This is a genomic window from Natronospirillum operosum (genome assembly GCF_004768465.1).
Taxonomy (GTDB): Bacteria; Pseudomonadota; Gammaproteobacteria; order Pseudomonadales; family Natronospirillaceae; genus Natronospirillum; species Natronospirillum operosum.
In genome coordinates this window covers 1,295,569-1,321,523 of the sequence record NZ_SRMF01000001.1, presented here as the reverse complement: position 1 = coordinate 1,321,523, position 25,955 = coordinate 1,295,569, and the positions used below count along the sequence as shown (strand labels likewise).

The 25,955-nt window shown below is 61.5% G+C and carries 25 protein-coding genes; 24 read left to right on the top strand and 1 reads right to left on the bottom strand.

Going from position 1 to position 25,955, the window contains the following annotated elements:
- The first annotated feature begins 41 nt into the window (after positions 1–41).
- A complete protein-coding gene (locus E4656_RS06185) occupies positions 42–1,178 on the top strand; it encodes a sensor histidine kinase (protein ID WP_205849107.1) in 1,137 nt (378 codons plus the stop codon).
- Positions 1,175–2,542, top strand: a complete 1,368-nt coding sequence (locus E4656_RS06180; RefSeq protein WP_135482085.1) for a sigma-54-dependent transcriptional regulator — start codon at positions 1,175–1,177, stop codon at positions 2,540–2,542. Before E4656_RS06185 ends, E4656_RS06180 begins: the two co-directional genes overlap by 4 nt.
- Here E4656_RS06180 and E4656_RS06175 read toward each other — a convergent pair whose 3' ends face one another.
- Positions 2,543–3,241 carry a hypothetical protein gene (locus E4656_RS06175; RefSeq protein WP_135482083.1) on the bottom strand — a complete coding sequence of 233 codons (699 nt, stop codon included), beginning with the start codon at positions 3,239–3,241 and terminating at the stop codon, positions 2,543–2,545. It lies immediately after the preceding gene.
- A gap of 253 nt (positions 3,242–3,494) precedes the next feature.
- Between E4656_RS06175 and fliE the strand changes: the two genes are divergently transcribed.
- The 22 genes from fliE (at position 3,495) to E4656_RS06065 (ending at position 25,855) form a co-directional block, all read left to right on the top strand.
- Positions 3,495–3,935 (top strand): flagellar hook-basal body complex protein FliE, encoded by a 441-nt coding sequence (gene fliE, locus E4656_RS06170; protein WP_135482082.1) that lies wholly within the window; start codon positions 3,495–3,497, stop codon positions 3,933–3,935.
- Between the two features lie 49 nt (positions 3,936–3,984).
- Positions 3,985–5,748, top strand: a complete 1,764-nt coding sequence (gene fliF, locus E4656_RS06165; protein WP_135482080.1) for a flagellar basal-body MS-ring/collar protein FliF — start codon at positions 3,985–3,987, stop codon at positions 5,746–5,748.
- The gene (gene fliG / locus E4656_RS06160; RefSeq protein WP_135482078.1) at positions 5,741–6,778 is read left to right on the top strand and encodes a flagellar motor switch protein FliG; all 1,038 of its coding nucleotides are present in this window, start codon (positions 5,741–5,743) and stop codon (positions 6,776–6,778) included. The genes fliF and fliG overlap by 8 nt, the downstream gene beginning before the upstream one ends.
- 18 nt (positions 6,779–6,796) lie before the next feature.
- The gene (locus E4656_RS06155; RefSeq protein WP_135482076.1) at positions 6,797–7,915 is read left to right on the top strand and encodes a FliH/SctL family protein; all 1,119 of its coding nucleotides are present in this window, start codon (positions 6,797–6,799) and stop codon (positions 7,913–7,915) included.
- Positions 7,899–9,359, top strand: coding sequence for a flagellar protein export ATPase FliI (gene fliI / locus E4656_RS06150; RefSeq protein WP_205849106.1), 1,461 nt, complete (start codon positions 7,899–7,901; stop codon positions 9,357–9,359). The genes E4656_RS06155 and fliI overlap by 17 nt, the downstream gene beginning before the upstream one ends.
- Positions 9,356–9,808 carry a flagellar export protein FliJ gene (gene fliJ / locus E4656_RS06145; RefSeq protein WP_135482073.1) on the top strand — a complete coding sequence of 151 codons (453 nt, stop codon included), beginning with the start codon at positions 9,356–9,358 and terminating at the stop codon, positions 9,806–9,808. Before fliI ends, fliJ begins: the two co-directional genes overlap by 4 nt.
- A 129-nt stretch (positions 9,809–9,937) precedes the next feature.
- On the top strand, positions 9,938–10,243 hold the full coding sequence (locus E4656_RS06140) for an STAS domain-containing protein (protein WP_135482071.1): 306 nt from the start codon (positions 9,938–9,940) through the stop codon (positions 10,241–10,243).
- Between the two features lie 18 nt (positions 10,244–10,261).
- Entirely contained in the window at positions 10,262–11,974 is a 1,713-nt protein-coding gene (locus tag E4656_RS06135; RefSeq protein WP_135482069.1) for an ATP-binding SpoIIE family protein phosphatase, read from the top strand.
- On the top strand, positions 11,971–12,333 hold the full coding sequence (locus E4656_RS06130; protein ID WP_135482067.1) for an Hpt domain-containing protein: 363 nt from the start codon (positions 11,971–11,973) through the stop codon (positions 12,331–12,333). The genes E4656_RS06135 and E4656_RS06130 overlap by 4 nt, the downstream gene beginning before the upstream one ends.
- Positions 12,334–12,430: 97 nt before the next feature.
- Positions 12,431–14,581 carry a flagellar hook-length control protein FliK gene (locus E4656_RS06125; protein ID WP_135482066.1) on the top strand — a complete coding sequence of 717 codons (2,151 nt, stop codon included), beginning with the start codon at positions 12,431–12,433 and terminating at the stop codon, positions 14,579–14,581.
- Positions 14,582–14,671: 90 nt separating this feature from the next.
- Complete coding sequence (locus E4656_RS06120) at positions 14,672–15,202, top strand: flagellar basal body-associated FliL family protein (protein ID WP_135482064.1); 531 nt, start codon at positions 14,672–14,674, stop codon at positions 15,200–15,202.
- A gap of 8 nt (positions 15,203–15,210) precedes the next feature.
- Positions 15,211–16,344 (top strand): flagellar motor switch protein FliM, encoded by a 1,134-nt coding sequence (gene fliM, locus E4656_RS06115; protein WP_135482062.1) that lies wholly within the window; start codon positions 15,211–15,213, stop codon positions 16,342–16,344.
- A 69-nt stretch (positions 16,345–16,413) separates the two neighbouring features.
- Complete coding sequence (gene fliN, locus E4656_RS06110) at positions 16,414–16,947, top strand: flagellar motor switch protein FliN (RefSeq protein ID WP_135482060.1); 534 nt, start codon at positions 16,414–16,416, stop codon at positions 16,945–16,947.
- Positions 16,947–17,396: a flagellar biosynthetic protein FliO gene (gene fliO, locus E4656_RS06105; RefSeq protein WP_135482059.1), complete on the top strand. Its 450-nt coding sequence runs from the start codon at positions 16,947–16,949 to the stop codon at positions 17,394–17,396. The genes fliN and fliO overlap by 1 nt, the downstream gene beginning before the upstream one ends.
- 61 nt (positions 17,397–17,457) lie before the next feature.
- Complete coding sequence (gene fliP / locus E4656_RS06100; protein WP_240753913.1) at positions 17,458–18,207, top strand: flagellar type III secretion system pore protein FliP; 750 nt, start codon at positions 17,458–17,460, stop codon at positions 18,205–18,207.
- Positions 18,208–18,220: 13 nt separating this feature from the next.
- On the top strand, positions 18,221–18,490 hold the full coding sequence (locus E4656_RS06095) for a flagellar biosynthetic protein FliQ (protein ID WP_135482055.1): 270 nt from the start codon (positions 18,221–18,223) through the stop codon (positions 18,488–18,490).
- A gap of 10 nt (positions 18,491–18,500) precedes the next feature.
- Complete coding sequence (fliR, locus tag E4656_RS06090; protein ID WP_135482053.1) at positions 18,501–19,283, top strand: flagellar biosynthetic protein FliR; 783 nt, start codon at positions 18,501–18,503, stop codon at positions 19,281–19,283.
- Positions 19,276–20,415, top strand: coding sequence for a flagellar biosynthesis protein FlhB (gene flhB, locus E4656_RS06085; protein WP_135482051.1), 1,140 nt, complete (start codon positions 19,276–19,278; stop codon positions 20,413–20,415). The genes fliR and flhB overlap by 8 nt, the downstream gene beginning before the upstream one ends.
- Before the next feature lie 132 nt (positions 20,416–20,547).
- On the top strand, positions 20,548–22,788 hold the full coding sequence (flhA, locus tag E4656_RS06080; protein ID WP_135482050.1) for a flagellar biosynthesis protein FlhA: 2,241 nt from the start codon (positions 20,548–20,550) through the stop codon (positions 22,786–22,788).
- A 13-nt stretch (positions 22,789–22,801) separates the two neighbouring features.
- Positions 22,802–24,244 carry a flagellar biosynthesis GTPase FlhF gene (gene flhF / locus E4656_RS06075; RefSeq protein ID WP_135482049.1) on the top strand — a complete coding sequence of 481 codons (1,443 nt, stop codon included), beginning with the start codon at positions 22,802–22,804 and terminating at the stop codon, positions 24,242–24,244.
- A 36-nt stretch (positions 24,245–24,280) separates the two neighbouring features.
- Positions 24,281–25,102, top strand: coding sequence for a MinD/ParA family protein (locus E4656_RS06070; RefSeq protein WP_135482047.1), 822 nt, complete (start codon positions 24,281–24,283; stop codon positions 25,100–25,102).
- A 27-nt stretch (positions 25,103–25,129) separates the two neighbouring features.
- Positions 25,130–25,855, top strand: coding sequence for an RNA polymerase sigma factor FliA (locus tag E4656_RS06065; RefSeq protein WP_135482045.1), 726 nt, complete (start codon positions 25,130–25,132; stop codon positions 25,853–25,855).
- Positions 25,856–25,955: the final 100 nt, after the last annotated feature.

Below are 25,955 nucleotides of genomic sequence, written 5' to 3'. Positions count from 1 at the left end.
GAGACACTGTCAAAGCCCGACAAAAAGACGGAAATTTGGCAGTGTCTTACACCGCAGCTCAGGCAACACAGCAGGCTACAGATCGTACCGCTGAGGACTTCGCCCGCGAAGTCGCCGCACTCAATGGCGAAATCAGCGCCCTGAGTGCGCAGCGCATGCGCGAGCTGCAGGAAAAGGAGCAACTGGCGGACCAGCTCGAAGGTCTGCTGCGCATCCTGCCCACCGGGGTGATCGTGATCAACCCGCGTGGCCGTATCGATATCGCCAACCCCGCCGCCATGACGCTGCTGGCCCATCCGGAGCTGCCGCGTCTCGTCGGTCAGCCCTGGGGGCGTGTCATAAAACTGGCATTCCGCCCGCAGGAGCATGACGGACACGAGATTTCCCTGCACAGTGGCCGTCTGGTCAGCCTGGATACCTGCGCCCTGGAGGGCCGGGGTCAGCTGGTCGTGATCAATGACCTCACCGCCACCCGTCACCTGCAGGCCCAGGTGTCACAGCACCAGCGTCTGGCCAGTGTGGGCCGCATGGTGGCCAGCCTGGCGCATCAGATCCGCACGCCGCTGTCGGCGGCCATGCTCTATACCGAGAACCTGCAACAGACCGGTCTCACCGAGCCGCAGCGGGTGCGCTTTGCGGAGAAGGTACAGTCGCGCCTGGAACATCTGGAAAAGCAGGTGCGTGACATGCTGGTATTCGCCCGCGGTGAAGTGCGACTGGTGGACAAGGTCTACATCGCGGAGCTGCTGGCTGATCTGCGTCATGCCAGCGCCGCCGCCCTGGACCGCCAGGAAGCAGAGCTGATTGTGCTGGACGAAGTGCCCACGGCCCGCGTGGTCTGCAATCGGGACACTCTGGTCGGCGCCCTGTGCAACCTGATCAACAATGCCATCGAATCGGTGGGCAAGAATGCCGAGTTGAAGCTGCATGTCACCCGCGAACACTCGACCATCCGGCTGCAACTGCAGGACAACGGCCCGGGTGTGCCCGGCAATATCATGCGCCAGCTGGGCGAACCCTTTGTGACCACCAAGGCCAGCGGTACCGGCCTCGGTCTGGCCGTGGTGCAGGCGGTCAGCCGCGCCCACGGCGGCCAGTTCACCATGAGCAATAACGACCAGGGGGCCTGTGCCACCCTGATCCTGCCTGAATATGACTGTACGGAGACCACATCATGAGTTCAAACCCGACCATACTGGTGGTGGAAGATGATCAGAGCCTGCGTGATGCTCTGTGCGACACCCTGGAAATGCATGACTATCAGGTGGTGGTGGCCGACTCGGCAGAAGCCGCAGTGCCCCTGCTGGCCCGCCATGCCATTGCGCTGACGGTCAGTGATGTCAGGATGCCGGGCAAGTCCGGTTATGAGTTGCTGGATGAGCTGCGGCGCGATTTTCCGCAGGTGCCTGTGGTGCTGATGACGGCCTATGGCGATGTGGCCAATGCGGTCGAGGCCATGCAGAAGGGCGCGGTGGACTATCTGGTCAAGCCGTTCCGACCGCAGCAGTTGCTGGATGTGCTGGATCGTCATCTGGGCAGTCGTATCACGCAGGATGCCAGTGCGCCGGTCGCGTCCGATCCCAGCTCGCAGCATGTGCTGGAGCTGGCACGCAAGGTGGCACCCACCGACTCCACCATCATGATCTCCGGCGAAAGCGGTACCGGTAAAGAGGTGCTGGCACGCTATGTCCATCAGCACTCCAACCGGGCCGGCAAGCCCTTTGTGGCCATCAACTGTGCGGCCATTCCGGAAAACATGCTGGAAGCCACCCTGTTCGGTCACGAGAAAGGCGCCTTTACCGGCGCCATTCAGTCGCTGCCGGGCAAGTTCGAGCAGGCTGAAGGCGGCACCCTGCTGCTGGACGAGATCTCGGAAATGGACCTCGGCCTGCAGGCCAAGCTGCTGCGTGTATTGCAGGAGCGTGAAGTGGAGCGCATCGGGGGGCGCAAGACCATCCAACTGGATGTGCGGGTGCTGGCCACCACCAACCGGGATCTGCGCCAGTGTGTGCAGGCAGGCAGCTTCCGCGAAGATCTGTTCTATCGCCTCAGTGTGTTCCCGCTGCAATGGCGTCCGCTGCGCGAGCGTTCGGCGGATATCATTCCGCTGGCCGAACGGCTGATCGGCCTGCATGCCGACCGCATGCACAAGGCGCCGGTGCAGCTGGACGAGTCAGCACGCATGGCGCTGCTGCGGCACCCGTGGCCGGGCAACATCCGGGAAATGGACAATGCCATCCAGCGGGCCCTGATTCTGCAGCAGGGGCAGGTGATCACCGAGTATGATCTGGGCCTGTCAGGTGAGCATCTGATTGATCAGGACACCCGGGCCACCGAGCCGAGCCAGAACCTGGCCAGCGACAATATGCTGACGGCAGGGGTGAAACAGCACGAGTATCAGCTGATTGTGGATGCGCTGCGCGCGGCGCGTGGGCGCAAGAAGCAGGCGGCCGAGAATCTGGGCATCAGCCCGCGCACCCTGCGTTACAAGATGGCGCGGCTGCGCGAAATGGGTGTGGATGTCGATGCGGCCATGGCCTGATCAGAAGAAGCTCAGGCTCAGGCCCATGGAGAAGTAGTCGGGCGCCAGGCGCCCGTTGACACCCCAGGACCAGGCGCTCTCGTCCCAGTGGTCGACCACATGGACGTGCCCCCGCAGCTGCCACGGCTGGCGGTCGGCGCGCTCGGCATGGCCGCTCCAGGCCATGCCCAGACGCCAGTAAGCCCCCCGGTAGTTGTCGGCAAACCCGACTTCATAGAGCGCCGTATTGTAGTGTGCGGGGTAGTCCTCACCCTGCTCACCGTTGAGGCTGTACCATTCCAGCGTGCTGTTCAGTTTGGCTTCGCCGTACAGGTGGAAGTTGCTGGTCAGCGGGGCGGTGAGCCCGATGCCGGGCCGCAGATGGGCAAACAGCCCGGTGCTCCGGTCTTCGCCGCTGACACTGGTCAGGCTTTCACCGCGCAGGTCCAGCAGCAGGCTGACTGCCGACAGGTCCCGGTGAGACAGGGCGGAATTCAGTTCCAGATAGTAGGCATCCAGGTCTTCCGGGCGCTGCGGCCGGTCGATCACCTGTACGCCGCCATGCAGATGGAGTCTGGGGTCCCAGCGGCCCTCTTCGTTGAAGGCAGTGGACAGCGAATTGGCACCGACCGGGCTCGCCAGCAGAACAGTCAGAAAAGTGACAGCAGGCCAAGGCCGGCGGTGGCGGCCCAGCACAAACAGATGACGGGTCTTGAGCACTGTCGGGCAACTCCGGATAGAAAGCATGAGTGAGAGAGCACAAACGCATGCTCGGCAACTACAGAGCCGCACTCTAGGGCCGACGGCCCGCCCGGGCAACCACTTGACGTACTTTTTTCCCGCCTGTCAGAGGCAACGCCTTGCCGGGCGGCAATAACTGGCCTCAATGTTGCAAGGTATCCCCTACCTGAAATGAATAACAGAAAATTGACAGTGAGGGCGACTGCTGTCGCTGTCCGAAGAGGTAGGGGCCATGATCAACAATCGAGCCGATGTGCAGAGCGTGCTCAGCCAGATGCGCCAGATGCGATCGCAGATGCAGGTGCAGAACCAGCCGCAGCAGATGCCACGTCCCGATGCGGTGCAGCCTCAGACTCAGCGGCCGCAGGGCATCGGGTCGGTAGCACAGGATGCAGCCCCCGGCATGCCGCGGGTGGAAGGCCAGGCACCGACCGGCTCGATGCAGGATGCGCCGCGCTTTGCCGAGATGTTCAAGAGCGCCATCGATACCGTGAATCAGAGTCAGCAGACCGCAAACACCCTGCGCACAGCCTATGAACAGGGTGTGCCGGGCGTTGACCTGCCGGACGTCATGATCGCGGCCAACAAGGCCCAGGTGAGTTTTGAGGCGACCACGCAGGTGCGTAACCGGCTGCTGGAAGCTTACAAGGAAATCATGAATATGCCGGTCTGATGGCTGGCCTGAGGATGACTGCTGACACCAATCCGGAGAATTCAGCCTGATGGAAAATGTACCTGCGGCGCCCAGCACCGGCACCTCGAATGCTCCGGCCACAACCAGTGGTCAGAGTCAGGAGAGTTCCAGCCGGGATGCGGTCGCCAACACCAGTTCGGTCAATGAGCGCGGTGGTTTCAACACCGAGCACAAGAAACCGCATCCGCTGATTGCAGGCTTTCAGCGCCTGACCATGATGCGTCAGCTCTGGTTGATGGTGGCGCTGGCGGCGGCGGTGGCGCTGGGTTTTGCGGCAGTGCTGTGGACCCAGGGTACCAACTACCGGCCCCTGATGAGCGCGCATGACAGCTATGAAGTGCGTGATGTACTGGATGTGCTGTCCGAAGCCCGCGTGGATTTCAATATCGATCCCAATTCCGGCCTGATACTGGTCCGCGACAGCCAACTGCATGATGCCCGGCTGGCGGTGGCTCGTGCCGGCCTGAGTACTGATCAGACGGTTGGTATGGAATTGCTGGATGATGCCGGTGGTCTGGGCACCAGTCAGTTCATGGAGACGGCCCGCTACCGGCGCGCCCTGGAGGGCGAGCTGGCGCGTACCGTGATGTCGATGAATCAGGTGCGCAGCGCCCGCATTCATCTGGCTATTCCGGAGCGCAGCGTCTTTGTGCGCGATGTACGGCAGGGTTCCGCCAGTGTGTTTGTGGATCTGCATGGTGGCACGGCCCTGGAACGTGATCAGGTCAAGGCCATCGTCAATCTGGTCGCCAACAGCGTGCCGCAGATGGATTCCGGCCAGGTCAGTGTGATCGATCAACGTGGCCGTCTGCTCAGTGATCTGGAAATGGACGCCTCGGATCAGGAAACCGACCGCCAGTTCCAGTTTGCGCGGCGGGTGGAAGACAACCTGCAGCGGCGCATTCACGGCATTCTGGAACGGGTGATCGGCAACGAGGGTTTCCAGGCGCAGGTGTCGGCGGATGTGGATTTCACCCGTATCGAGCAGGCCGAAGAGCTGTACAACCCCGATCTGATCGCCTTGCGCAGTGAGCAATTGCTGGATGAAACGACCATCGGGCAGGCCGATGGTGGTATTCCGGGCGCGCTGACCAATCAGCCGCCGGGGGACGCCGAAGCACCGGAAGAGGTAGATGAAGACGGCAACCCGATCAACCCGCCGCCACAGACACAGCGCTCGGAATCGACGCGGAATTATGAAGTTGATCGCACCCTGAGCTACACTCAACAACAGGTAGGGCGTCTGCGTCGCCTGACGGTGGCTGTGGCGGTCGATGACATGCGCCAGGTCAACGCCAACGGTGAAGTCGAACGCGTGCCCTGGACCGAGGAAGAACTGAACCGGCTGCGCATTCTGGTACAGGATGCAGTGGGTTTTGATGCGGCGCGCGGAGACAGTGTCAACGTGATCAACTCCGCGTTCATGGCCCCGGAAGAGGTGATCGAAGAGCCGCCGTTCTGGCGCGAGCCCTGGTTCTGGGAAATCATGCGCTACGTGCTGGGTGGCATCTTCCTGCTGATCCTCATCTTCGGTGTGGTCCGGCCGGCGGTACGCAACCTGATGGCACAGGCGGAAGACGAGGTGGACGATGATGCGGCGCTGGATGCGCTGGATATCGACGAAGATGCCATTTCGGATGACAAGGTGACCCTGAGCGTGTCCGATGAGTATCTGCTGCCAGGGCCGTCCGAGAGCTTTGACAAGCAACTGGAGGCCCTGCGCGGCCTGATCGCCGAAGACCCGGGCAAGGTCTCGGTACTGATGAAGAAGTGGATCATGAGCGATGACTGAGCAGAATCTGGCCAATGACAACCGCAAGGCACTGGATGGCGTGCGCAAGCTCGACCAGGCCGCCATCCTGCTGATGACGCTGGGTGAAAGCGACGCTGCCGAGGTGCTCAAGCACATGGGGCCGAAAGAGGTGCAGCGGGTCGGTACCGCCATGTCACAGCTGTCCGATGTCACGCAGGAGCAGGTCGAAGGTGTGGTACAGCTGTTTCTGGACGAAGTCGGCGGGCGTACCAGTCTGGGCGTGGGCTCGGATGAATACATTCGTGCCATGCTGACGCAGGCCCTGGGCGCCGACAAGGCGACCGGCCTGATCGACCGCATTCTGCTCGGCGGCAACACCACCGGTCTGGATACCCTCAAGTGGATGGAGCCGCGTTCGGTGGCCGACATCATCCGCAACGAGCACCCGCAGATTCAGGCCATCGTGATCGCCTATCTGGATGGCGAACAGTCGGCGGAAATCCTGCAGCACTTCAACGAGAAGGTGCGGCTCGACATCATGATGCGGGTGGCCTCCCTGGATACGGTACAGCCGGCTGCCCTGCAGGAGCTCAACGATATTCTGGAGAAACAGTTCGCTTCCAGCGCCGGTGCTCAGCAGCAGGCTCTGGGTGGCGTGAAGCGGGCTGCCGAGATCATGAACTTCCTGGACAGCAGCATCGAAACCGAGCTGCTGGACGGTATCAAGGATATCGACGAAGACCTGGGCACCGAGATCGAGGAGCTCATGTTCGTGTTCGAAAACCTGGTGGATATCGACGATCGCGGTATTCAGTCACTGTTGCGCGAGATCAACACGGATCTGCTCAAGGTGGCGCTGCGCGGTGCCGACAACCGCCTGATGGAGAAAGTGCTCGGCAACATGTCCAAACGGGCTTCCGAGTTGCTGCGTGATGATATTGAAGCCATGGGCCCGGTACGGGTGTCCGATGTGGAGGCTGCGCAGAAGGAAATTCTTACCATTGCGCGTCGCATGGCCGATGCCGGCGACCTGATACTGGGTGGCGCGGGTTCAGAGTCTCTGGTCTGACGGTAGGGAGTTCCCGGCGTGGCAGTCAATCAAAAGGGTTTTACCGAAGCCGAAAAGCTCAATGTGCGCTCGTGGCAGCTGCCTGATCTGGAAGGCCCGCGCGTGCATGAAGAAGATGCACTGGGCAACCGGGCGCTGCGGGAAGCCGCCATGCGCCAGCGCGGCAACCCCTTGGCCGGAGCCGCTGACGACGAAGCGGCGACCGGTGCAGAAGCCGAAGACGAAGTGGTTCCCGCGCCGCCTTCGGCGGCGGAGCTGCAGGCCATTCGGGAAGCAGCGCGTGAAGAAGGTCTGGAAGAGGGCCGCCAGGCCGGTTACCAGGCCGGGTTTGAAGAGGGTCGCACTGCTGGCTATCAGGAAGGGCATGCCGAGGGCCTGGATGCCGGTGAGGCCGCCGGCAGAGAGCAGGCCGAGATCGATGCCCGCGCGGCCCTGGATGCCCACCTGCAGGCGCTGAGCCAACGCTTTGGTCAGGCCATTCAGGCGCTGAATGAACACGAGCAGGCACTGGAGCAGGAACTGGCACCGGTGGCGCGCGACCTGATTCTCAAGCTGACGCAGGGGCTGGTAGTGCAGTCGCTGCAGCAGAACTCCGAACAGATTGAAGACATTGTCCATCAGGCCGTGCAACTGATGCCGGCCGCCCACGAGCGGATGCGCATCTTTCTGCATCCGGAAGACTGTTCCATGCTCAAGGGCCTGCAACTGCACTGGCTGGAGCAGGTGGATCTGCAACCCGACGACAGCCTGTCTCCCGGTGGCTGCCTGATCAAGACCCATCACAGCCTGCTGGATTACAGCCTGGATCAGCGCTATCAGCGGCAGATCATGGCCCTGCTGGATCTGAACAACGGCTTCAGCAAGGCTGCCGAGCCGCCTGAAGCTCTGCGCTCGCTGAGCGCTGATCGGTTCTCTGCGCTGCTGGACGAGAGTGCGGCGGCTACTGCGTCGCAGCGGCAGACGGCAGCACCGGAGGCCGAAGTCGACGACCTTGAAGAAGAGGACGCTGAAGGCTCTGCTTCCCGCGCTGAAGGCTCTGATCCTGACGCTGAAGGCTCTGACCCTGACGCTGAAGGCTCTGACCCCGTGATCGACGAAGACGCTGCGCCGGGAGATGACGATGAGCCGACTGGCTGAAGCCCTGAGCAGTGCCCTGGCGCGGGTGCCCGAACAGCCGGAACTGCCGGTGTCAGGCAAGCTGACGCGGTTAGTCGGGTTGACGCTGGAGGCCTCGGGTCTGGCGGTGTCGGTAGGTGACCGCTGTCTGGTGCGCGATGGTCTGCAGTCACTGGAAGCCGAAGTGGTCGGTTTTACCGAAGACAAGACCTACCTGATGCCGGTGCAGGCCATGGGGCACTTGCGCGCCGGTGCGGAAGTGGTACCCATTGCCAGTGCCTCGGAACTGGTGATTGGCGAAGAGTTGCTGGGCCGCGTGGTCAACGGGTTCGGTGAACCCATCGATACCGGCGAGCCGCTGCTGTGTCGCAGCCGTCAATCGCTGCACGGCGAATATATCAACCCCATGCACCGCCAGCCCATCCGGGAACCGCTGGATGTCGGCATCAAGGCCATCAATGCGCTGTTGTCGGTGGGCCGGGGTCAGCGTCTGGGCCTGTTCGCGGGCTCCGGTGTCGGCAAGTCGGTACTGCTCGGCATGATGACACGCTTCACCAACGCCGACATTATCGTGGTGGGGCTGATTGGCGAGCGGGGGCGGGAGGTGAAGGAGTTCATCGACGAGATTCTGGGCGAGGAGGGGCTGTCGCGCAGCGTGGTGGTGGCCTCGCCGGCTGATGATCCGCCGCTGTTGCGTCTGCGTGCGGCCCAGTACGCCACCGCCATCGCCGAGTACTACCGCGCGCAGGGCAAGAATGTGCTGCTGCTGATGGATTCGCTGACCCGTTATGCCCAGGCGCAGCGGGAAATTGCCCTGGCCATCGGCGAGCCGCCGGCTACCAAGGGGTATCCGCCCTCGGTGTTTGCCCGCCTGCCCAGCCTGGTGGAACGGGCCGGAAACGGCGAAAAGGGCGGCGGCTCCATCACCGCCTTCTACACCGTGCTGACCGAAGGGGATGATCAGCAGGACCCGGTGGCCGACTCCGCGCGCGCCATACTGGATGGCCATGTGGTGCTGGCCCGCCGGCTGGCTGAGCAGGGTCACTACCCGGCCATCGATATCGAGGCCTCCATCAGCCGTGCCATGCCGCAGGTGGTGACCGAATCTCATCTGCAGTCGGCACAGACATTCAAGCAATTCTTTTCCCGCTATCAGCAGAGTCAGGACCTGATCAGCATCGGTGCCTACACCGAAGGCCAGGATCAGGAACTTGATACCGCCGTGCGGCTGATGCCGGACATGCGCGGTTTTCTGCGTCAGGGTCTGCAGGAAAAATTCGACTTTGCCACCAGTGCGCAGCAGATGCAGCAACTGGTCGGCAGTGCCGGGGCCGCTGGTGCCGGCAGCAAACCTGCGCGTGGCGGGCAGAAGAACCTGCGCCGTCAGGGTGGTCAGAGAGCCGGCGCCAGTGGCGGTATCAAGCCCATGCCGAAACGGCCTGCCGGCGGCGGTGCTGATTCATGAAACGTTCGGAGCGCCTGCAGGTCGTGCTGCGTCTGTACCAGCGACGGGAAGATCAGGCTGCCGAGGTGGTATCGCGGGCGCGGGGCGAACTCGACGAGCATGAGCGCCAACTGCAGCAACTGGTGGACTATCAGCGTGACTATCACGATGGTGCCAATACCCCGGGGCGGGGCGTCAGCATGGCCCAGTGGCGCCGGCTGCAGGACTACATTGAACAGCTGCGTGGCATCATTGCCCAGCAGGAGCGCCAGGTCGGCCTGGCGCGGGTCGAACTGGAACGTGCCCAGAGTGTCTGGCAGAACGCCCATCTGGAGCGCCGCTCCATGGAATCTGCCATCGAGCGCATCAGCAAGCTGGAGCAACTGGAGCAGTCCCGGCAGGAGCAGAAAATGCTGGATGAACTGATTCAACAGCAGCAACAGCGTCAGCGCCTGCAGGGAGAGAACTGACTTGAGCTCTGCAGTGGGTGATATTTGTACGCCGAACCACTATGCTACGGTCATCAACAGGGTTCCGTTCTGCCAGCGGCGGCAGCGGGACTGACGCACGGATGTAAGGAACAGTGAGGACAGAGACCCATGACAGTAACGGCTCATCCATCATCAGACGGCACGGAACTGACTATCAAGGTAACCGGCCGCTTCGACTTCAGTGCCCATCAGGAGTTTCGTGAAACCTACGAATCAGCGCCTGCTCAGGTGCGGGCTTACAACATCGACATGACGGATGCCACCTATCTCGACAGTTCGGCGCTGGGCATGCTGTTGCTGCTGCGGGACCATGCCGGGGGCGACAGCGCCCGTATCAGTATCGTCAACTGCAACCCCGATGTGCGCAAGATCCTGAACATTTCCAATTTCGGGCAGCTGTTCAATATCGAATAGGCACCCGGGGGCCCTGCCATGACCGAATGCCTGCGCATACTGATTGCCGATGACAATCAGACGGATCGCATGATTCTGAGTGCCATAGTGCGCAAGGAAGGGCATATCGTACTGGAAGCCGCTGACGGGCAGGAGGCAACGGCGGTGTATGAGGCCGAGCGGCCGGACCTGGTCCTGCTGGATGTGCTGATGCCGGTACTTGATGGACTGGAAGCCGCCCGCGCCATCAAGCAGCTGGCAGGTGACGAACTGGTCCCTGTCATTTTTCTGACATCATTGCAGGATGCCGATTCGCTCGCCAGCTGTCTGCATGCCGGTGGTGATGATTTTCTCTCCAAACCCTACAACAGGGTGATTCTGCGCGCCAAGATCAGCGCCTTCGGCCGCATGCGACATATGCATGCCGCCCTGCAGGCCAACCACCGCCAGTTGCTGCTGGAGCAGGCGGTGGCGAAAAAGGTGTACGACAATGTCACCCATGCGGGCTATATCCGCATTGATAACCTGCGCTACTCACTGTCTTCGCGGGCCATGTTCAACGGCGACACGGTACTGGCCCGGATGCGCCCCGACGGGGGGCTGCATGTGCTGCTCGGAGACTTTACCGGCCATGGCCTGCCGGCGGCCATCGGAGCCATGCCGCTGGCCGAAACCTTCTATGGCATGACCAGCAAGGGCTTCGAACTGGAAGAGATCATCCGCGAGATGAACCGCAAGCTGACGCGCGTCCTGCCGACCAACTTCTTCTGCTGTGCTGTGGCCCTGCACATGGACATGCGGGAGAAAATCGGCCGCGCCTGGGTGGGCGGGGTGCCGGACTGTTTTCTCTATCATGCTGCGGGGGGCGATATCACGGCTCTGCCGCCGCTGAATCTGCCGCTGGGGGTGACCGAGGGGCATCAGTTTTCGTTGCGGATGCATGAATTTGCCATGCGCAACCAGGATCGGTTCTTCATGTGGTCCGACGGCATTGTGGAGGCAGAAAACCCGGACGGCGAGCTGTTTGGTGAAGACAGACTGCGGGCTGTGTTTGCCCGCGCCGATGTTCCGGAGACTCTGTTCGACGATTTGCTGGCTGCCGTGGGCCGCTTTCAGGCCAATCGAGCCAGTACGGATGACACCACCCTGGTCGAGGTCATGATGACCGACCCGCCGGCCGACGACCTGGCTGCGGCACAGGCAGAAGACCGGCAACCCTATGTGGCGTTGGACTGGCAGGTCAGCTTCGTTTTTCCGACCCTGACCCTGAAGCATCACAATCCCATGCCACTGATCATGCATGTACTGAGCGAGACCGACGGTTTGAATGCCTACAGCAGCCAGCTCTACACCATTATTTCCGAGCTTTATTCGAATGCCCTGGAGCACGGGGTGCTGGGCCTGGACAGTCGTCTCAAGTCAACCGGTGAGGGGTTCGGTCGCTATTATCAGGAGCGTCAGGAGCGCCTTGAGCGACTGGCCTCCGGTCGTATCGAACTGACCATGCGGCAGACGGCCGACGGCAACAGCGGCCTGCTGACCATTCGCATGGAAGATTCCGGCGCCGGTTTCGATCATGGTCGCCAGCCGGCCAGTCTGCCTGCGGCGGCAGCCGCCGCCGAAACGCCGCTGGCCGGGCGTGGCATGGGGCTGGTGCGGGAGCTGTGCAGCCGGGTCGAGTATCTGGGCAAGGGCAATATTGTGGAGGTCGATTTCCATTGGCCGCAACGGCGTCTGGGGACCCGCATATGACCACCACCACACTGGATGCCGCCGTGCTGGCGGAACTGCAGCTGATCATGGGCGATGATTTCGCACTGTTGCTGCAGACCTTCAGCGATGACTCCGTGCAGCGCCTGCAGGCGCTGGAAGCGACTCGGGAGGACGTTGACGCGCTGCGGCGGGCGGCGCACTCCTTCAAGGGCAGTGCCTCCAATGTCGGCGCCGTGGCGCTGGCGCGCAGCTGTCTGGAACTGGAGAACTATTGCCAGCAGTGTCTGCACGCCGGACAGAGCCTGGATGCCGCGCACACAGAGCGTCTGCTGGCCGTGGTCCGCGATCGCCTGAGCGCCACGCGGGAAGTGCTGGCAGCCCGGTTTCCCGCTGATTGATCCTGTCTCTGGCCGTTCTGGCCTGAAGATTGCTACCCAACTGTCAGACAGGCCGCCTGGCGGATCCTGCCGATCAGTAACCTGGATGGATCAATCAATGCTGGGATTCCAGATTCAAACACAGACACCACTTGAGCCGGCCCCCTCGGACACGCGGGAACGTGCCGGGTTGGCCGTATCGAGCGAGCGTCCTTCGCCGTTTGCGGAGCGCTATGGCGAACAACTGAACCAGCAGCGCCGGCAACCCCAGGGACGTGCCCAGCCTGACCGCCCGGACACACGCGGCGGCAACAACTTGCCGAACGGTGAACGACACCGCGGCCAGCCATCGTCCCGCCGTGAATCTGTCCCGGCTGACCAGCGCCGCACGGGACAGGCGCGCAGCGCCCGCCCGGAACGCAACGCCGGACAGGTACAGAGCAGCGAGTGGCGGGCTGAAGCCGGGCGTTCCCCGGAGCAGTCGGAGCGGCCGTCGGCAGCGTCTCGAGCTGCCAGCGCAGAGCGCCCGGGCCCGCTGCCACCATTGCCCGCCAGGAACAACGCTGCCAGTCCGGTGGCGGGCCAACAGCAGGATCTGCTGGCGGCGGAGCTGCCGGAGCAGGATCTGCTAGCGGCGGAGCTGCCGGGCCGGGAAGACCTCGCGGCAGTGCTGCAAGCCGATCTGGACACCTGGTCGGATATTGATCTGGCCCTGGCGGTAACCCGGGAAGCCGCACTGGCCGGTGAGTCGGTGGAAGACTGGCTGGCCACTCAGTTGCAGGCCCTGCCTGCCGACCTGGTGGCACCGGGGGACGACTTCGACATGACCCTGCTCGAGCGGGATGATCTGATTCAGGCACTGGTCAGCCATGGATTGAACACGCCGGTAGTGGTCGGCGATATCGAACCGCAGACGGATGCGGTGTCGATGATCGAACCGGAATCAATGATTGAACTGGAGTCGATGCTTGCAGCGGAGTCGGTGATTGGTGCGGCAGCGCCCATCGACACCGATCTGGTTCGGGATGAGCTGTCAGATGACACCTGGGTCAGTGCGCCGGCAGCGGATGATGACGCCGACCGGCTTGATGCGGACGGCGAATCACAGACCCCGCTCCCGTCCATGCCGGAGCTGGATGCCGAGGCCGTTGAAAGCCTGCTGGCAGCAACCGATGAGCTGGATGGCGACTGGCTGAATGAAGCTCCGGTGGAGGATCTGGAGCAGCTGGTGCTGACGTTCGAAGCGCTGCAGGACCTGGTGCGCGAACTGCAGGCGGCAGCGGATGACCTTGATCTGCAATTGCCGGCAGGGCTGACGGATCGAATGCTGGCGCAGTTGCAGGCGCTGGCGGAACAACTGGATGCCTTGCCGGCAGATTTGCGTGATGCCTGGCAGGCCACCCTGGGCTCGGATCTGACCGAGACTCTGGAACGTTTGCTTGACCACGCCCGGGACGGGGTTGACCTGACTGACAGCGCGGCGGCCCGGCAACTGCTGCACCATGTGTTGTCGGAATGGCAGCGCACCGCCTCTGCTGCGCTCCAACAGGCACAGACGCCTGCCCCTGTGGAGCCTCCGGGTCTGATGACCCGTGCCATGCAGGCCATGCAGGCTGACCTGAGCGCCGACTCGGACGAGCGCGAGGAGCCCGCCCCGGTGTCGTCCCGCCAGGAGCGGCAGAACCAGCGCGAGCAGGCGCTGCTGTCCAGTCTGCTGGGGCGTACCGAGCGTGATTCCATGGCGCGTACCAGCCTGGAAGATTCCGGCTTGCAGCGGCTGGTGACCGAATCACCGCTCGGGCGCGATCAGCGCCCGGCAGTGGCCGAGCAGGTGCGGGCGCATGTTGAGCGCCAGATGCCGATACGCTACAGCACCGGTGAAGCGGCCCGACAATTGGGCGAGCGTCTGGTGATGATGATTGGGCAGGAAATACAGGAAGCCCGCATCCGCCTTGACCCGCCGGATATGGGCGCGCTGGATATTCGCATAACCACCCAGGGTGATCAGGTACAGGTACAGATTGTGGCGCAGCAGCCAATGGTTCGTGACCTGCTGGAACAACAGGCGAACCGGCTGCGTGAACAGCTGGAACAACAGGGGTTTACCGAGGTGCAGGTCGATATTACCGACCGTGAAGCCGCACAGGATGACCTGGCCGAGCAGGAAGAGGGCAGTGGCGCCGGTGGCGACGAGGAAGAAGGCGGTGCGGAAGCCGATCTGACGGCCGGCCGTCGTGAGCCGGTGGGTCTGGTGGATCAGTATGTGTGAAGTCTGCCCAGCCAATGGTTCAGGTCTGCGGTGTCGGTGGGCTATACTGCCCGCAGTAGTAATGATGCCGAAAGGTAACGGGATGGCCGTATGACTCAACAGAACGACAATCTGGGCGATGATCTGGAAGAGGAAGGCGGCAACAAGGGCCGGTTGGTCAAGATTCTGGCCATGGCCGGGGTCATGCTGTTGATCGCCGGCATATCCGTTGGGGGAACCCTGTTTCTGACCGGTTTCTTCGCTGACGAGCCGGTGGTGACAGAAAACGGTGAACCGGGGCAGCAGCAGGCCCGCCCGCCGACCAGGGCGCTGTATCTGCAGCTCAACCCGGATTTTGTGGTGACCTATGATGTGGGCTCGCGACAGCGCTTCCTGAGGGTCGAGTTGGCGGTCAGGGCACGCGATCAGGCGTCTCTGGATGCACTGACCCAGCATATGCCGCTGGTGCGGGATGAAATCATCACCACGCTCAGCGAGCAGACGTTTGGCAATATCCAGCGCCGCGAGGGCAAGGAAGAGCTGGTGGAGACGCTGGCGGAGGTGATGAACCGGATTATCACCCAGCGATCAGAGGGGCAGGGCGTCGAAGCCGTGCTCTACAACAACTTTGTTTTACAGTAGGTGCGCGCATGCAGGATCTGCTCTCACAGGACGAAATTGATGCGCTCCTTCACGGCGTCGACGACGGGGCCGTGGAAGAGGAGGATGCCGTTGATCCCGGTGGGGTCAAACAGTATGACCTGACCAGTCAGGATCGGATCGTCCGGGGACGGATGCCGACTCTGGAAATGATCAACGAGCGCTTTGCCCGTTATACGCGCATCAGCATGTTCAATTTCCTGCGCCGCAGTGCGGACGTGGCTTCGGGTGGGATACAGATCCTCAAGTTCGGGGAGTACATCCACACCCTCTACGTGCCGACCAGTCTCAACCTGGTCAAGGTACGGCCGCTGCGCGGCACGGCCCTGTTCATTCTGGACGCCAAGCTGGTGTTCAAGCTGGTGGACAACTTTTTCGGCGGTGACGGGCGTCACGCCAAGATCGAGGGGCGCGAATTCACCCCCACAGAGATCCGTGTGGTGCAGATGATCCTGTCGCAGGTCTTCGTCGACATGAAGGAAGCCTGGGGCGCGGTCATGGGCGTCGACTTCGAGTATGTGTCGTCCGAGGTCAACCCGGCCATGGCCAACATCGTCAGCCCCAGCGAGGTGGTGGTGGTCAGTACCTTCCATGTGGAGCTGGATGGCGGCGGCGGTGACCTGCATGTCACCATGCCGTATTCGATGATCGAGCCGGTGCGGGAGATACTGGACGCCGGGGTACAGAGTGACGTCGATGAGGTGGATGAACGCTGGGTGCTGTCGCTGCAGAAGGATATTCTGAATGCCCCCGTGGGTATAACCGCCCAGGTGGCTACCCGGCAGATCGCACTCAAGCACCTGGTGGATATCAAGCCCGGTGACATCATCCCGATTGAGCTGCCGGAGACCACGGTGATGTCCGCCAATGGTGTGCCGGTGTTCGAGACCTCGCTGGGTCGATCCCGCGACCAGTTGGCCCTCAAGGTGCGCAAGCCGATTCCGCGCGGGGCCCAGGTCGAGGATGAAGATTCCGATATCGCTTCGGCCGTGCTGGCCAGCCGGCGGGCACAGCTGGAGCGTTACCACCGCGAAGACAAGGGTGAGAAGAAGGACACGGGTGTGATCAGTACGCAGGATCGCAAGCGTCAGGAGCAGGAAAAAAAGGCTCAGGGCCGGAAATAACTACTGCCCGGACGGCTCACCGAGCCGGCCCGGGTATGAATTCAGCAGAGAATGAGCAGGAGGTCGGTCATGGCTGACGAGAACCAACCGCCCGAAGAAGAAGAGAATGGTCAGGCTCCCGAGGAGCGTGCTGATCAGGATGACCAGATGGACCCCGACAAGCTGGCCGAAGAGGTCGGACAGGAAGCGGATGATCCGGAACTGGCTGATGAATGGGCGGCAGCCATGGAAGAAGCCGGTGAAACCGGGGATGACGAGTCCGACAGTGCCGAGGAAGGTGCCGAGCGCGCGCCGCTGGAAGAACTGAAGGATGACAGTGTCGGCCGCGCCGACGGGACCTCGCCCGATCTGGAAGTGATTCTGGATATTCCGGTGACCATTTCCATGGAGGTCGGCCGCACCAATATCGCCATTCGCAACCTGCTGCAACTGAACCAGGGGTCGGTGATCGAACTGGATCGGCTGGCCGGTGAGCCGCTGGATGTGCTGGTCAACGGAACACTGATTGCCCATGGCGAAGTGGTCATGGTCAACGAGAAGTTCGGTATCCGGCTGACGGATGTAGTCAGTCAGCAGGAACGCATCAGTCGGTTGAACAACTGATGAGACAGCAAGCCAAATCGCTGCTCGCAGGGCTGACCATGGCCGCACCGGGGCTGGCCGCTGCGAGCGGGCAGAGAGCGCCCGCGAGCCCGGTCGGGGTCAGTGCCGGTGACATGGTCACGGTGATTCTGGGTCTGTTGGTCGTAATCGGCCTCATATTTGCATTCGCCTGGGTAGTGCGTCGATTTAATGGCAGTACCACGGTCAATGGCCGTGCCATCAAGGTACTGGCAGTGACGCCCCTGGGTGCGAAAGAAAAACTGGTATTGGTGGCCGTGGGACAGCAGCAGCTTCTGCTGGGTGTCACGGCCCACCAGGTGACCCGGCTCCTGGAGCTGGAAGAGCCTCTTGACCTGACAGCGCATCCGGAGGGCAGTCCATTTGCCCGTCAGTTAGGAGCGTTGTTAGGTGGTAAACAAGCGGACCTGTCCCCCCACAGAAAGAACTGAACCCCCCGTCGCCGTACCCAACCGGGTACGGCGTCTGTTGTTTGGCCTGCTGTTGCTGAGCCTGCTGGTGCTCAGTGGTGTTGCTTCGGCGCAGCAGGCAGAAACCCTGCAGGCTGCCGGTATTCCGGCGCTCACCGTGACCACCAACGAGGCCGGCCAGGGCGAGTACACGGTCACGCTGCAGATCCTGGCCATCATGACGGCGCTGGCGTTCATTCCCGCTGCCGTGATCATGATGACCGCCTTTACCCGCATTATCGTGGTGCTGGCCATACTGCGTCAGGCCATGGGTCTGCAGCAGACACCGTCCAATCAGGTACTGATCGGCATCACACTGTTTCTCACCTTCTTCATCATGTATCCGGTCCTGCAGGACATCAATACGCGGGCCATCCAGCCCTATATTGTGGAAGACATCACGCCGCTGGAGGCCGTGCAGATCGCGCGCGAGCCGATTCACGACTTCATGCTCAGCCAGACCCGCCAGAATGATCTGGACATGTTTACCAACCTGGCAGAGTCGCAGTCGGGCCTGGATGTGGACGGTATTGAAGACCCGACTGACATTCCCTTGACGGTTTTGATCCCTGCCTTTGTGACCAGCGAGCTGAAAACCGCCTTTCAGATCGGTTTCCTGCTCTTTATTCCCTTTCTGATCATTGATCTGGTGGTCGCCAGTGTCCTCATGTCCATGGGCATGATGATGCTGTCGCCGCTGATCATTTCATTGCCGTTCAAGATCATGATGTTTGTGCTGGTGGATGGCTGGGCCCTGGTGATGGGGTCGATGGCCGCGAGTTTCGGTATATGAGGAGAGTCTGATTATGGGAGCCATGTATATCGGTGACCTGTTCCGTGAAGCCCTGTTTCTGGTCTTCGTCATTGTGTCGGTGCTGATCGTACCCAGTCTGCTGGTGGGGCTGGTGGTCAGTACCTTTCAGGCGGCCACGCAGATCAATGAGCAGACGCTGTCGTTTCTGCCGCGCCTGCTGATGACACTGACTTCGGTCATTGTTGCCGGCCCCTTTCTGACCACTCGGGTGGTGGACTTTGCCCGCCGCATCTATATGGATATTCCATTCCTGCTGAGTTGATGAGCGCCTGATGATCGAGATCACCGATGAACAGATAGCGAGCTGGGTCACGCACTACATGTGGCCGCTGTTTCGCATTCTGGGTTTCTTTGCCATTGTGCCGATCTTCGGGGCGCAGACGGTGCCCATGCGTGTGCGCGTGCTGCTGGCCTTTGTGGTGACGGTGGCGCTGGTGCCGATTCTGCCGCCGATGCCCGATGTGGAAGGGGTCTCGCTGGAGAATTTCATTACCATTGCGCACCAGTTGGGTATCGGCCTGGCACTGGGCTTCATGGTGATGGTGATGTTCCAGGTGTTCGTGGTCGCCGGGCAGGCCATTGCCATGCAGATGGGTCTGGGCTTCGCCTCCATGATGGACCCCTCGAACGGGGTCACGGTGGCCATTCTGTCCCAGTGGTATGTGAACCTGGTGACACTGATCTTCATCGCCATGGACGGTCACCTGGTGGTGTTCCAGGTGCTGATTGATTCCTTCCATACCATGCCGGTCGGCATGGTGGGGCTGTCTCAGGGCAGCCTGATGAACATCGCCATGATGGGCAGCTGGATGTTCGCCTCGGCCTTTGTCATTGCGCTGCCGGCAGTAACGGCACTGCTGATCGTCAATCTGGCTTTCGGCATCATGACCCGCTCGGCGCCGCAGCTGAATATCTTCGCCCTCGGTTTTCCGATCACCATGCTGATGGGCATCTTCATCACCTGGGCTTCGTTCACCGGTGTCTTCACTATGGTGTCCGAGCTGACCCTGGATCTGGTACCCATGATGCGCGACCTGGAGCTGCACAATGGCTGAAGGTCAGGATACCAGTCAGGAAAAAACAGAAGAGCCCACGCCGCGAAAACTGCAGAAGGCCCGTGAAGACGGGCAGGTGGCGCGGTCCAAGGAGCTGCAGACCACGGTGCTGCTGGTAGCCGCCGCGCTGGCGCTGATCTTCTTTGGGCCTCTGCTGGCCCAGCGGGTTCTCGAAGTGGCGCGCTTCACCTTCTCGTTTGAATACGCAGCCACCCGTGATACCGGGCTGATGTTCCATTATCTGGGCTCTTCCTTTGCGCACCTGGGCTGGCCGCTGGCCTGGATTCTGCTGGTACTGCTGACCGCCGCCATTACCGGCCCGCTGGGGCTGGGGGGCTGGAACTTCAGTACCAAGTCCATCGCATTCAAGGGCAATCGCATCAATCCGCTGAGCGGGCTCAAGCGGATGTTTTCGATGAATTCCCTGGTGGAACTGCTCAAGAGCTACGGCAAGGTTGGCTTTGTCGGCACCATGGCCGTGGTCATTCTGTTCTCCCAGGTCGAGTCGCTGCGCGGTATCAGTCGCGAACCGACCGAACAGGCCATTGTGCATGCGCTGACCATACTGGCCTGGAGTTTCCTGCTGATGTGCCTGACCACGGCCATCATAGCGGCCATCGACATTCCGTTTCAGATCTATTCACACACCAAGAAGCTGCGCATGACCTTTCAGGAGGTCAAGGAAGAGTACAAGAACACCGAGGGCAAGCCCGAGGTGAAGGCCAAGATCCGGCAGCTGCAGCGCGAGATAGCGGAAGGGCGCATGATGTCCGATGTACCCAAGGCGGATGTGGTGATCACCAACCCCGATCACTATGCTGTGGCCCTGCAGTATGACCAGTTCAGCATGCCGGCCCCGATACTGCTGGCCAAGGGTGTCGACGATGTGGCGCTGAAGATCCGCGAAATTGCCTTCGAATACAATATCGAGGTGGTACAGATGCCACCGCTGGCGCGGGCACTCTACCATCACAGCAAGGTGGGCGAAGAGGTGCCGGCCGAGCTGTACCTGGCGGTGGCGCAGGTGCTGGCCTATGTCTACCAGTTGCAGGAGGCCAAGGCCGGGCGCATGGAACGACCCAAACGCAAACCCGATGTCAAGATTCCGCCGGAGTTCCGGCGCGACGACTGAGCCGCCTTTCAGCCGCCCCGGGCGGGACTTCACAGGCTACCGGCTGCCAGCGGCAACCGATTGCCGCCTTTGGCACCCTGTTTGCAGAAGAGGTGTTAACAGACATTCTTTTGACACAGGATTCCACGCCCCATGGCATTACCCGGCGTTGAACAGCTGCGCCGACTGCAGCAACTGGATCGCGGCAAGGTACTGACCGGTTCGCGCACCGGCCTGCAGTCGGTACTGACCGGCCACATGGCCGTGCCCATGTTCCTGATGGTCCTGCTGGCGTTCATGACGCTGCCCATTCCAACGCAGATTCTGGACCTTTTCTTTACCTTCAATATCGCGCTGTCGATCATTGTGCTGCTGGTGACCATCTATGCCCTGCGGCCACTGGATTTCGCCGTCTTCCCCTCCATCCTGCTGGTGGCCACGCTGCTGCGGCTGTCGCTGAATGTGGCTTCCACCCGTATCGTGCTGTTGCAGGGTCATGAGGGCGGAGATGCCGCCGGCAAGGTTATCGAGGCTTTTGGCGCCGTTCTGATCGGCGGCAATTACGCCGTCGGTCTGGTGGTCTTTCTGATTCTGATGATCATCAACTTTATCGTGGTGACCAAGGGTGCCGGCCGGGTGTCGGAAGTCAGTGCCCGCTTTACCCTGGATGCCATGCCCGGCAAGCAGATGGCCATTGATGCCGATCTCAACGCCGGCCTGATTGATGCCGATACGGCCAAGGCGCGACGCCAGGAAATTGCCCAGGAAGCGGATTTCTACGGCTCCATGGACGGTGCTTCCAAGTTTGTGCGTGGTGACGCGGTCGCCGGTATTCTGATTCTGATCATCAATATCGTCGGAGGCCTGGCCATCGGTATGGCCCAGCATGGTCTGCCGTTCAATCAGGCGGTGGAAAACTATGCGCTGCTGACCATTGGTGACGGCCTGGTGGCGCAGATTCCGTCACTGCTGCTGTCGACTGCCGCCGCCATCATGGTGACGCGGAACTCGTCCAGCCAGGAAATGGGCAGCCAGATTCGCGAGCAACTGGTCAGTTCGCCCAAGGTGCTGGGCATTGCCGCCATCATGCTGTGGATCATGGGCAGTGTGCCGGGCATGCCGCATGTCGTTTTCCTGTCCCTGGCTGCCGTGCTCACCGTGGTCGCCATCTGGATGTACTTGCGTGACAAGGGCAGCGAGCTGGATCTGTTTGTCGATGAAGGCGGGCCGGGTGCCCGACCTGCCGGAGGTGGCAGTGGTCCGGGTGGTGGTCCGCCGGGCAGTGCCCCTGATGGCGTGGCACCCAAACCGGGCCAGACGGCGCGCGAAGGCGAGGTGGAAGAACCGCGTGAACTGAGCTGGGAAGATGTGCAGCCCGTGGACATGGTGGGCCTGGAAGTCGGGTATCGTCTGATTCCGCTGGTCGACAAGTCGCAGGGCGGTCAGTTGCTGGGCCGCATCAAGGGTGTGCGCAAGAAACTGTCACAGGAGGTCGGCTTCCTGATGCCGTCCATCCACATTCGCGACAACCTGGACCTGCTGCCCAATCATTACCGCATTACCCTGATGGGGGTCACCATCGCCGAAGCGGAGATTCACCCCGAGCGCGACATGGCGATCAATCCGGGGCAGGTGTTCGGTGAATTGGCCGGCATCAGTGCCCGTGATCCGGCCTTCGGTCTGGAAGCCGTCTGGATCGAGAGCAACCAGAAGGACCAGGCACAGGCACTGGGTTACACCGTAGTCGACGCCAGTACCGTGGTGGCCACGCACCTGAACCAGGTGTTGTTCAGGCATGCGCATGAGCTGCTGGGTCACGAGGAAGTACAGAAGCTGCTGGATCAGTTGGGCAAGCATTCGCCGAAGCTGGCCGAGGAACTGGTGCCGAACACCCTCAGTCTCAGCCAGTTGCTCAAGGTGCTGCAGAACCTGTTGCTGGAGCAAGTGCCGATTCGCGATATCCGCACCATTGCCGAAGCGGTCAGCAATGCCGGCAGCCAGGATACCAATCAGTTGACGGCGGCGGCACGCACGGCGCTGTCCCGACTGATCGTGCAGAACATCATCGGGCAGGAGGATGAACTGCCGGTGGTGACTCTGGATCGAGAACTGGAACAGTTGTTGCAGAGGATACTGCAGCAAAGTCAACAAACTGGCAGTGGCGACAATGTAGCCATTGAACCGGCGTTGGCAGAGCAACTGCAGCGTTCCGTCTCGGAGACGGCGCAGCGACTGGAAGCAGAAGGTAAACCAGCGGTATTGCTGGTACCCGGTCCACTACGCATGATGCTGGCCCGGTTCTTCCGCTTCAGCGTTGATAACTTGAGTGTACTGGCCTACGACGAAGTGCCGGAAAACAAACGGATCACGGTCGTGGCAACAGTAGGACAGTAACAGGAGAACAATCGTGAAAGTGCGGAAGATCATAGCCCGTAACATGTCCGAAGGCCTGAAGGCAGTCACTGCCGAGATGGGGCCGGATGCCATGATTCTCTCCAATCGCAAGGTGCCGCGTGGCATCGAGATTGTTGCTGCAGTCAAACCCAATACGGATGGCGTGCCGGAACCGGCACGACCTCGCCCGGGAGTGCGCACGGCGCAGAATGGCCTGCCGGCACCCGACCAGACCGCCAATGCGCCGGTATCGGACTGGACCGGTGGCGATGCCCGGGCCAGGCTGCAGGCTGAACGCAAGGGCACCACCGAATCCATGCAGGACAGCATTCTGCGCATGTCGGAACAGGACTCGGGCGGCCTGTCCCGCGAGTCGCTGTTGTCGCTGCTGAATGAACACCGCCATCCGCTGGAAGAAAAGCGGCAGAAACTGCGCGAACAGCTGAATCGCCAACAGCCTGGCATCGGCGCTGCGGCGCCGACCCGGCCGGCGGCCCCGCAGCCGACTCGGCGCAGCACGCCGTCGCCCGAGCCCTACCGACCGGAGCCGCAGAACAGCGGGGCCGCCGAATTCGGTCAGCACGATCTGAGCGACATGCGGGCCGAACTGGCCTCGCTGCGCCAGTGGCTGGAAACCCATGATCTGCCCGGTGAATCCGGCGCCCGCCCGCATCCGCTGGCTGGCCGCCTCAGCCTGATGGGCTTTGATCTGCGCTGTATCTCACCCATGGTGGAGAAATACGGGCAGCAGCCGGTAGCCGAGGCCTGGACCCTGAGCACCGAGATGGTGGCACGGCTGATCGAGAAGGACAGTGACTGTCTGATTCGCCAGGGCGGTGTGGCGGCCCTGATCGGCCCGACCGGGGCCGGCAAGACCACAACGCTGTCCAAGATCGCCACCCGTTTCGCCATGCAGCATGGCGCCGACAGTCTGGGTATCATCTCGCTGGATCACTACCGGATCGGCGCTCATGAACCGGTGCGGATTCTGGGGCGCATCCTGGGCTGTGACGTTCTGATGACCGACCACAACGAAGCGCTGGAAGACCAGTTGGCACGTCTGCGTGACAAGAAACTGATTCTGATCGATACCAACGGGTCCGATCGCGGGCTGCAGGCCTTCCGTGATCAGATGGGCGGGGGTATGCTGGAGCGCCAGGTGCGGCCGCTGCTGGTATTGCCGGCCAACCTGTCGCGACACAGCCTGGATCTGGCCTGGCAGCGCTTCAGCCCGCTGCAGCCGCGCGGGCTGGTATTGACCAAGGCCGACGAGAGCCCTGAAGTAGGGCCGGTGATCAGCCTCGGGCTGATCCGCAAGCTGCCGCTGCTGTACTGGAGTGATGGTACCCTGGTGCCACAGGATCTGCACCAGGGGCAGGTCAAGCGCCTGATCGAACAGTGTGGACGTCAGCTGCAGCGGTCGCAGAGCGGCGAAAAACTGGTTCGTTTCGGCTAGAATCATATGAACATGGCAGTAAGGAATCTTCACAGCATGGCGAAACTCGAACCGGTACAGGTCGTTGCGGTAACCGGCGGCAAGGGAGGCGTGGGCAAGAGCAACGTCGCCATCAATACCGCTGTGGCACTGGCCCAGAAGGGCAAGCGTGTTGTAGTGCTTGATGGTGACCTGGGGCTGGCCAATATTGACGTTCTGCTGGGCATCCGTGCGCAGCATGATATGTCGGACGTGCTTGAAGGACGCTGTGAACTGAAGGACATTCTGGTTGAAGGTCCGGGCGGCATCCGCATCATCCCGGCCTCGTCGGGCACGCCACACATGGCCAATCTGGGCGAGCAGGAACACGCCGGCATCATTCACGCTTTCTCCCAGCTCGAGAACGACCTGGATGTACTGATCGTCGACACGGCGGCCGGTATCTCGAAGACAGTGGTCAGTTTTGTGCGTGCCTGTCAGGAAGCGCTGGTGGTGGTCTGTGATGAACCAACCTCCATAACCGACGCCTATGCCCTGATCAAGGTAATCAATCAGGACAGCCACCTCGGCCGCTTTCGTATTGTGGCCAACATGGTGCGCTCGGACAAGGAAGGCGAACGCCTGTTCCAGAAGCTGGCCAGTGTGACCGAGCGGTTTCTGGATGTTACGCTGCTTTACAGTGTGGCCATCCCGTACGACGACCATGTCCGGCGTGCGGTACGGCGCCAGAAGTCGGTAATGGAACTGTATCCGGGCAGCAAGGCTGCGGGCGCCTATAATCAATTGGCAGATCAGATGATGCGTTGGCCGTTGCCCACCGCACCCCGGGGGCACCTGGAATTCTTTGTAGAACGTCTGATTGCAGGTGGTATGAGGTAATCGACCATGTTACGGGTGCAGCCATACATGTATGAGTCGCAGAACAAAAATCAGATGGATGAGCTGGTCAACACCCATGCGGTGCTGGTCAAGCGTATTGCCCATCATCTGATGGGGCGTTTGCCCGACAGCGTACAGGTGGATGACCTGATTCAGGCCGGCATGATCGGTCTGCTGGAAGCGGCCCGCAACTATGATCGCAGCAAGGGCGCAACCTTCGAAACCTATGCCGGCATCCGCATTCGCGGCTCCATGCTGGATGAGGTGCGCAAGGGTGACTGGGTGCCGCGCAGCGTGCATCGCAACAGTCGGCGGGTGTCGGAAGCCATTCATGCTGTCGAGGCCCGTACCGGGCGCGATGCGCAGGATCAGGAAGTGGCCAATGAAATGGACATCAGCCTGGATGAATTCTATGGCCTGCTGAAGGATACCCAGAGCGCCCGTCTGTTCAGTTTCGAGGAAATGCTTGAAAGCCAGCCGCAGTCGGAGGGCGAGCAGAAGTGGCCGTCCATCGACAGCGGCCCCTATCGCCAGAACGAAGCGCAAAGCATGCAGGTGGCACTGGCCGAAGCCATCAAGACACTGCCGGAGCGCGAGCAGTTGATATTGTCCCTCTACTATGACGAAGAACTGAATCTGAAGGAAATTGGTGTCATCCTCGGCGTCAGTGAGTCCCGTGTCAGTCAGATTCACTCCCAGGCGGCGCATCGTCTGCGCTCTCGTCTGCGCGACTGGCGGGAAAACGACCAGTAATCTTGTCTCCCCGCCCTAAGTTCCTTGCTCCGCAGGGTGTCGCGTGCGCTATAATGCCGGAATCCTTTCAAGTTATCGGACAGGTGCCGATAAACCGTTA

What these genes read in the sequence shown, in the direction of transcription:
- fliR (WP_135482053.1), top strand. Translation starts at nt 18,501, where the DNA reads ATGATCGAGATCACCGATGAACAGATAGCGAGCTGGGTCACGCACTAC.
- fliE (WP_135482082.1), top strand. Translation starts at nt 3,495, where the DNA reads ATGATCAACAATCGAGCCGATGTGCAGAGCGTGCTCAGCCAGATGCGC.
- E4656_RS06135 (WP_135482069.1), top strand. Translation starts at nt 10,262, where the DNA reads ATGACCGAATGCCTGCGCATACTGATTGCCGATGACAATCAGACGGAT.
- E4656_RS06120 (WP_135482064.1), top strand. Translation starts at nt 14,672, where the DNA reads ATGACTCAACAGAACGACAATCTGGGCGATGATCTGGAAGAGGAAGGC.
- fliJ (WP_135482073.1), top strand. Translation starts at nt 9,356, where the DNA reads ATGAAACGTTCGGAGCGCCTGCAGGTCGTGCTGCGTCTGTACCAGCGA.
- fliF (WP_135482080.1), top strand. Translation starts at nt 3,985, where the DNA reads ATGGAAAATGTACCTGCGGCGCCCAGCACCGGCACCTCGAATGCTCCG.
- E4656_RS06140 (WP_135482071.1), top strand. Translation starts at nt 9,938, where the DNA reads ATGACAGTAACGGCTCATCCATCATCAGACGGCACGGAACTGACTATC.
- flhA (WP_135482050.1), top strand. Translation starts at nt 20,548, where the DNA reads ATGGCATTACCCGGCGTTGAACAGCTGCGCCGACTGCAGCAACTGGAT.
- fliN (WP_135482060.1), top strand. Translation starts at nt 16,414, where the DNA reads ATGGCTGACGAGAACCAACCGCCCGAAGAAGAAGAGAATGGTCAGGCT.
- E4656_RS06180 (WP_135482085.1), top strand. Translation starts at nt 1,175, where the DNA reads ATGAGTTCAAACCCGACCATACTGGTGGTGGAAGATGATCAGAGCCTG.
- E4656_RS06130 (WP_135482067.1), top strand. Translation starts at nt 11,971, where the DNA reads ATGACCACCACCACACTGGATGCCGCCGTGCTGGCGGAACTGCAGCTG.
- flhB (WP_135482051.1), top strand. Translation starts at nt 19,276, where the DNA reads ATGGCTGAAGGTCAGGATACCAGTCAGGAAAAAACAGAAGAGCCCACG.
- fliI (WP_205849106.1), top strand. Translation starts at nt 7,899, where the DNA reads ATGAGCCGACTGGCTGAAGCCCTGAGCAGTGCCCTGGCGCGGGTGCCC.
- fliM (WP_135482062.1), top strand. Translation starts at nt 15,211, where the DNA reads ATGCAGGATCTGCTCTCACAGGACGAAATTGATGCGCTCCTTCACGGC.
- fliO (WP_135482059.1), top strand. Translation starts at nt 16,947, where the DNA reads ATGAGACAGCAAGCCAAATCGCTGCTCGCAGGGCTGACCATGGCCGCA.
- E4656_RS06065 (WP_135482045.1), top strand. Translation starts at nt 25,130, where the DNA reads ATGTATGAGTCGCAGAACAAAAATCAGATGGATGAGCTGGTCAACACC.
- fliG (WP_135482078.1), top strand. Translation starts at nt 5,741, where the DNA reads ATGACTGAGCAGAATCTGGCCAATGACAACCGCAAGGCACTGGATGGC.
- E4656_RS06070 (WP_135482047.1), top strand. Translation starts at nt 24,281, where the DNA reads ATGGCGAAACTCGAACCGGTACAGGTCGTTGCGGTAACCGGCGGCAAG.
- E4656_RS06125 (WP_135482066.1), top strand. Translation starts at nt 12,431, where the DNA reads ATGCTGGGATTCCAGATTCAAACACAGACACCACTTGAGCCGGCCCCC.
- E4656_RS06095 (WP_135482055.1), top strand. Translation starts at nt 18,221, where the DNA reads ATGGGAGCCATGTATATCGGTGACCTGTTCCGTGAAGCCCTGTTTCTG.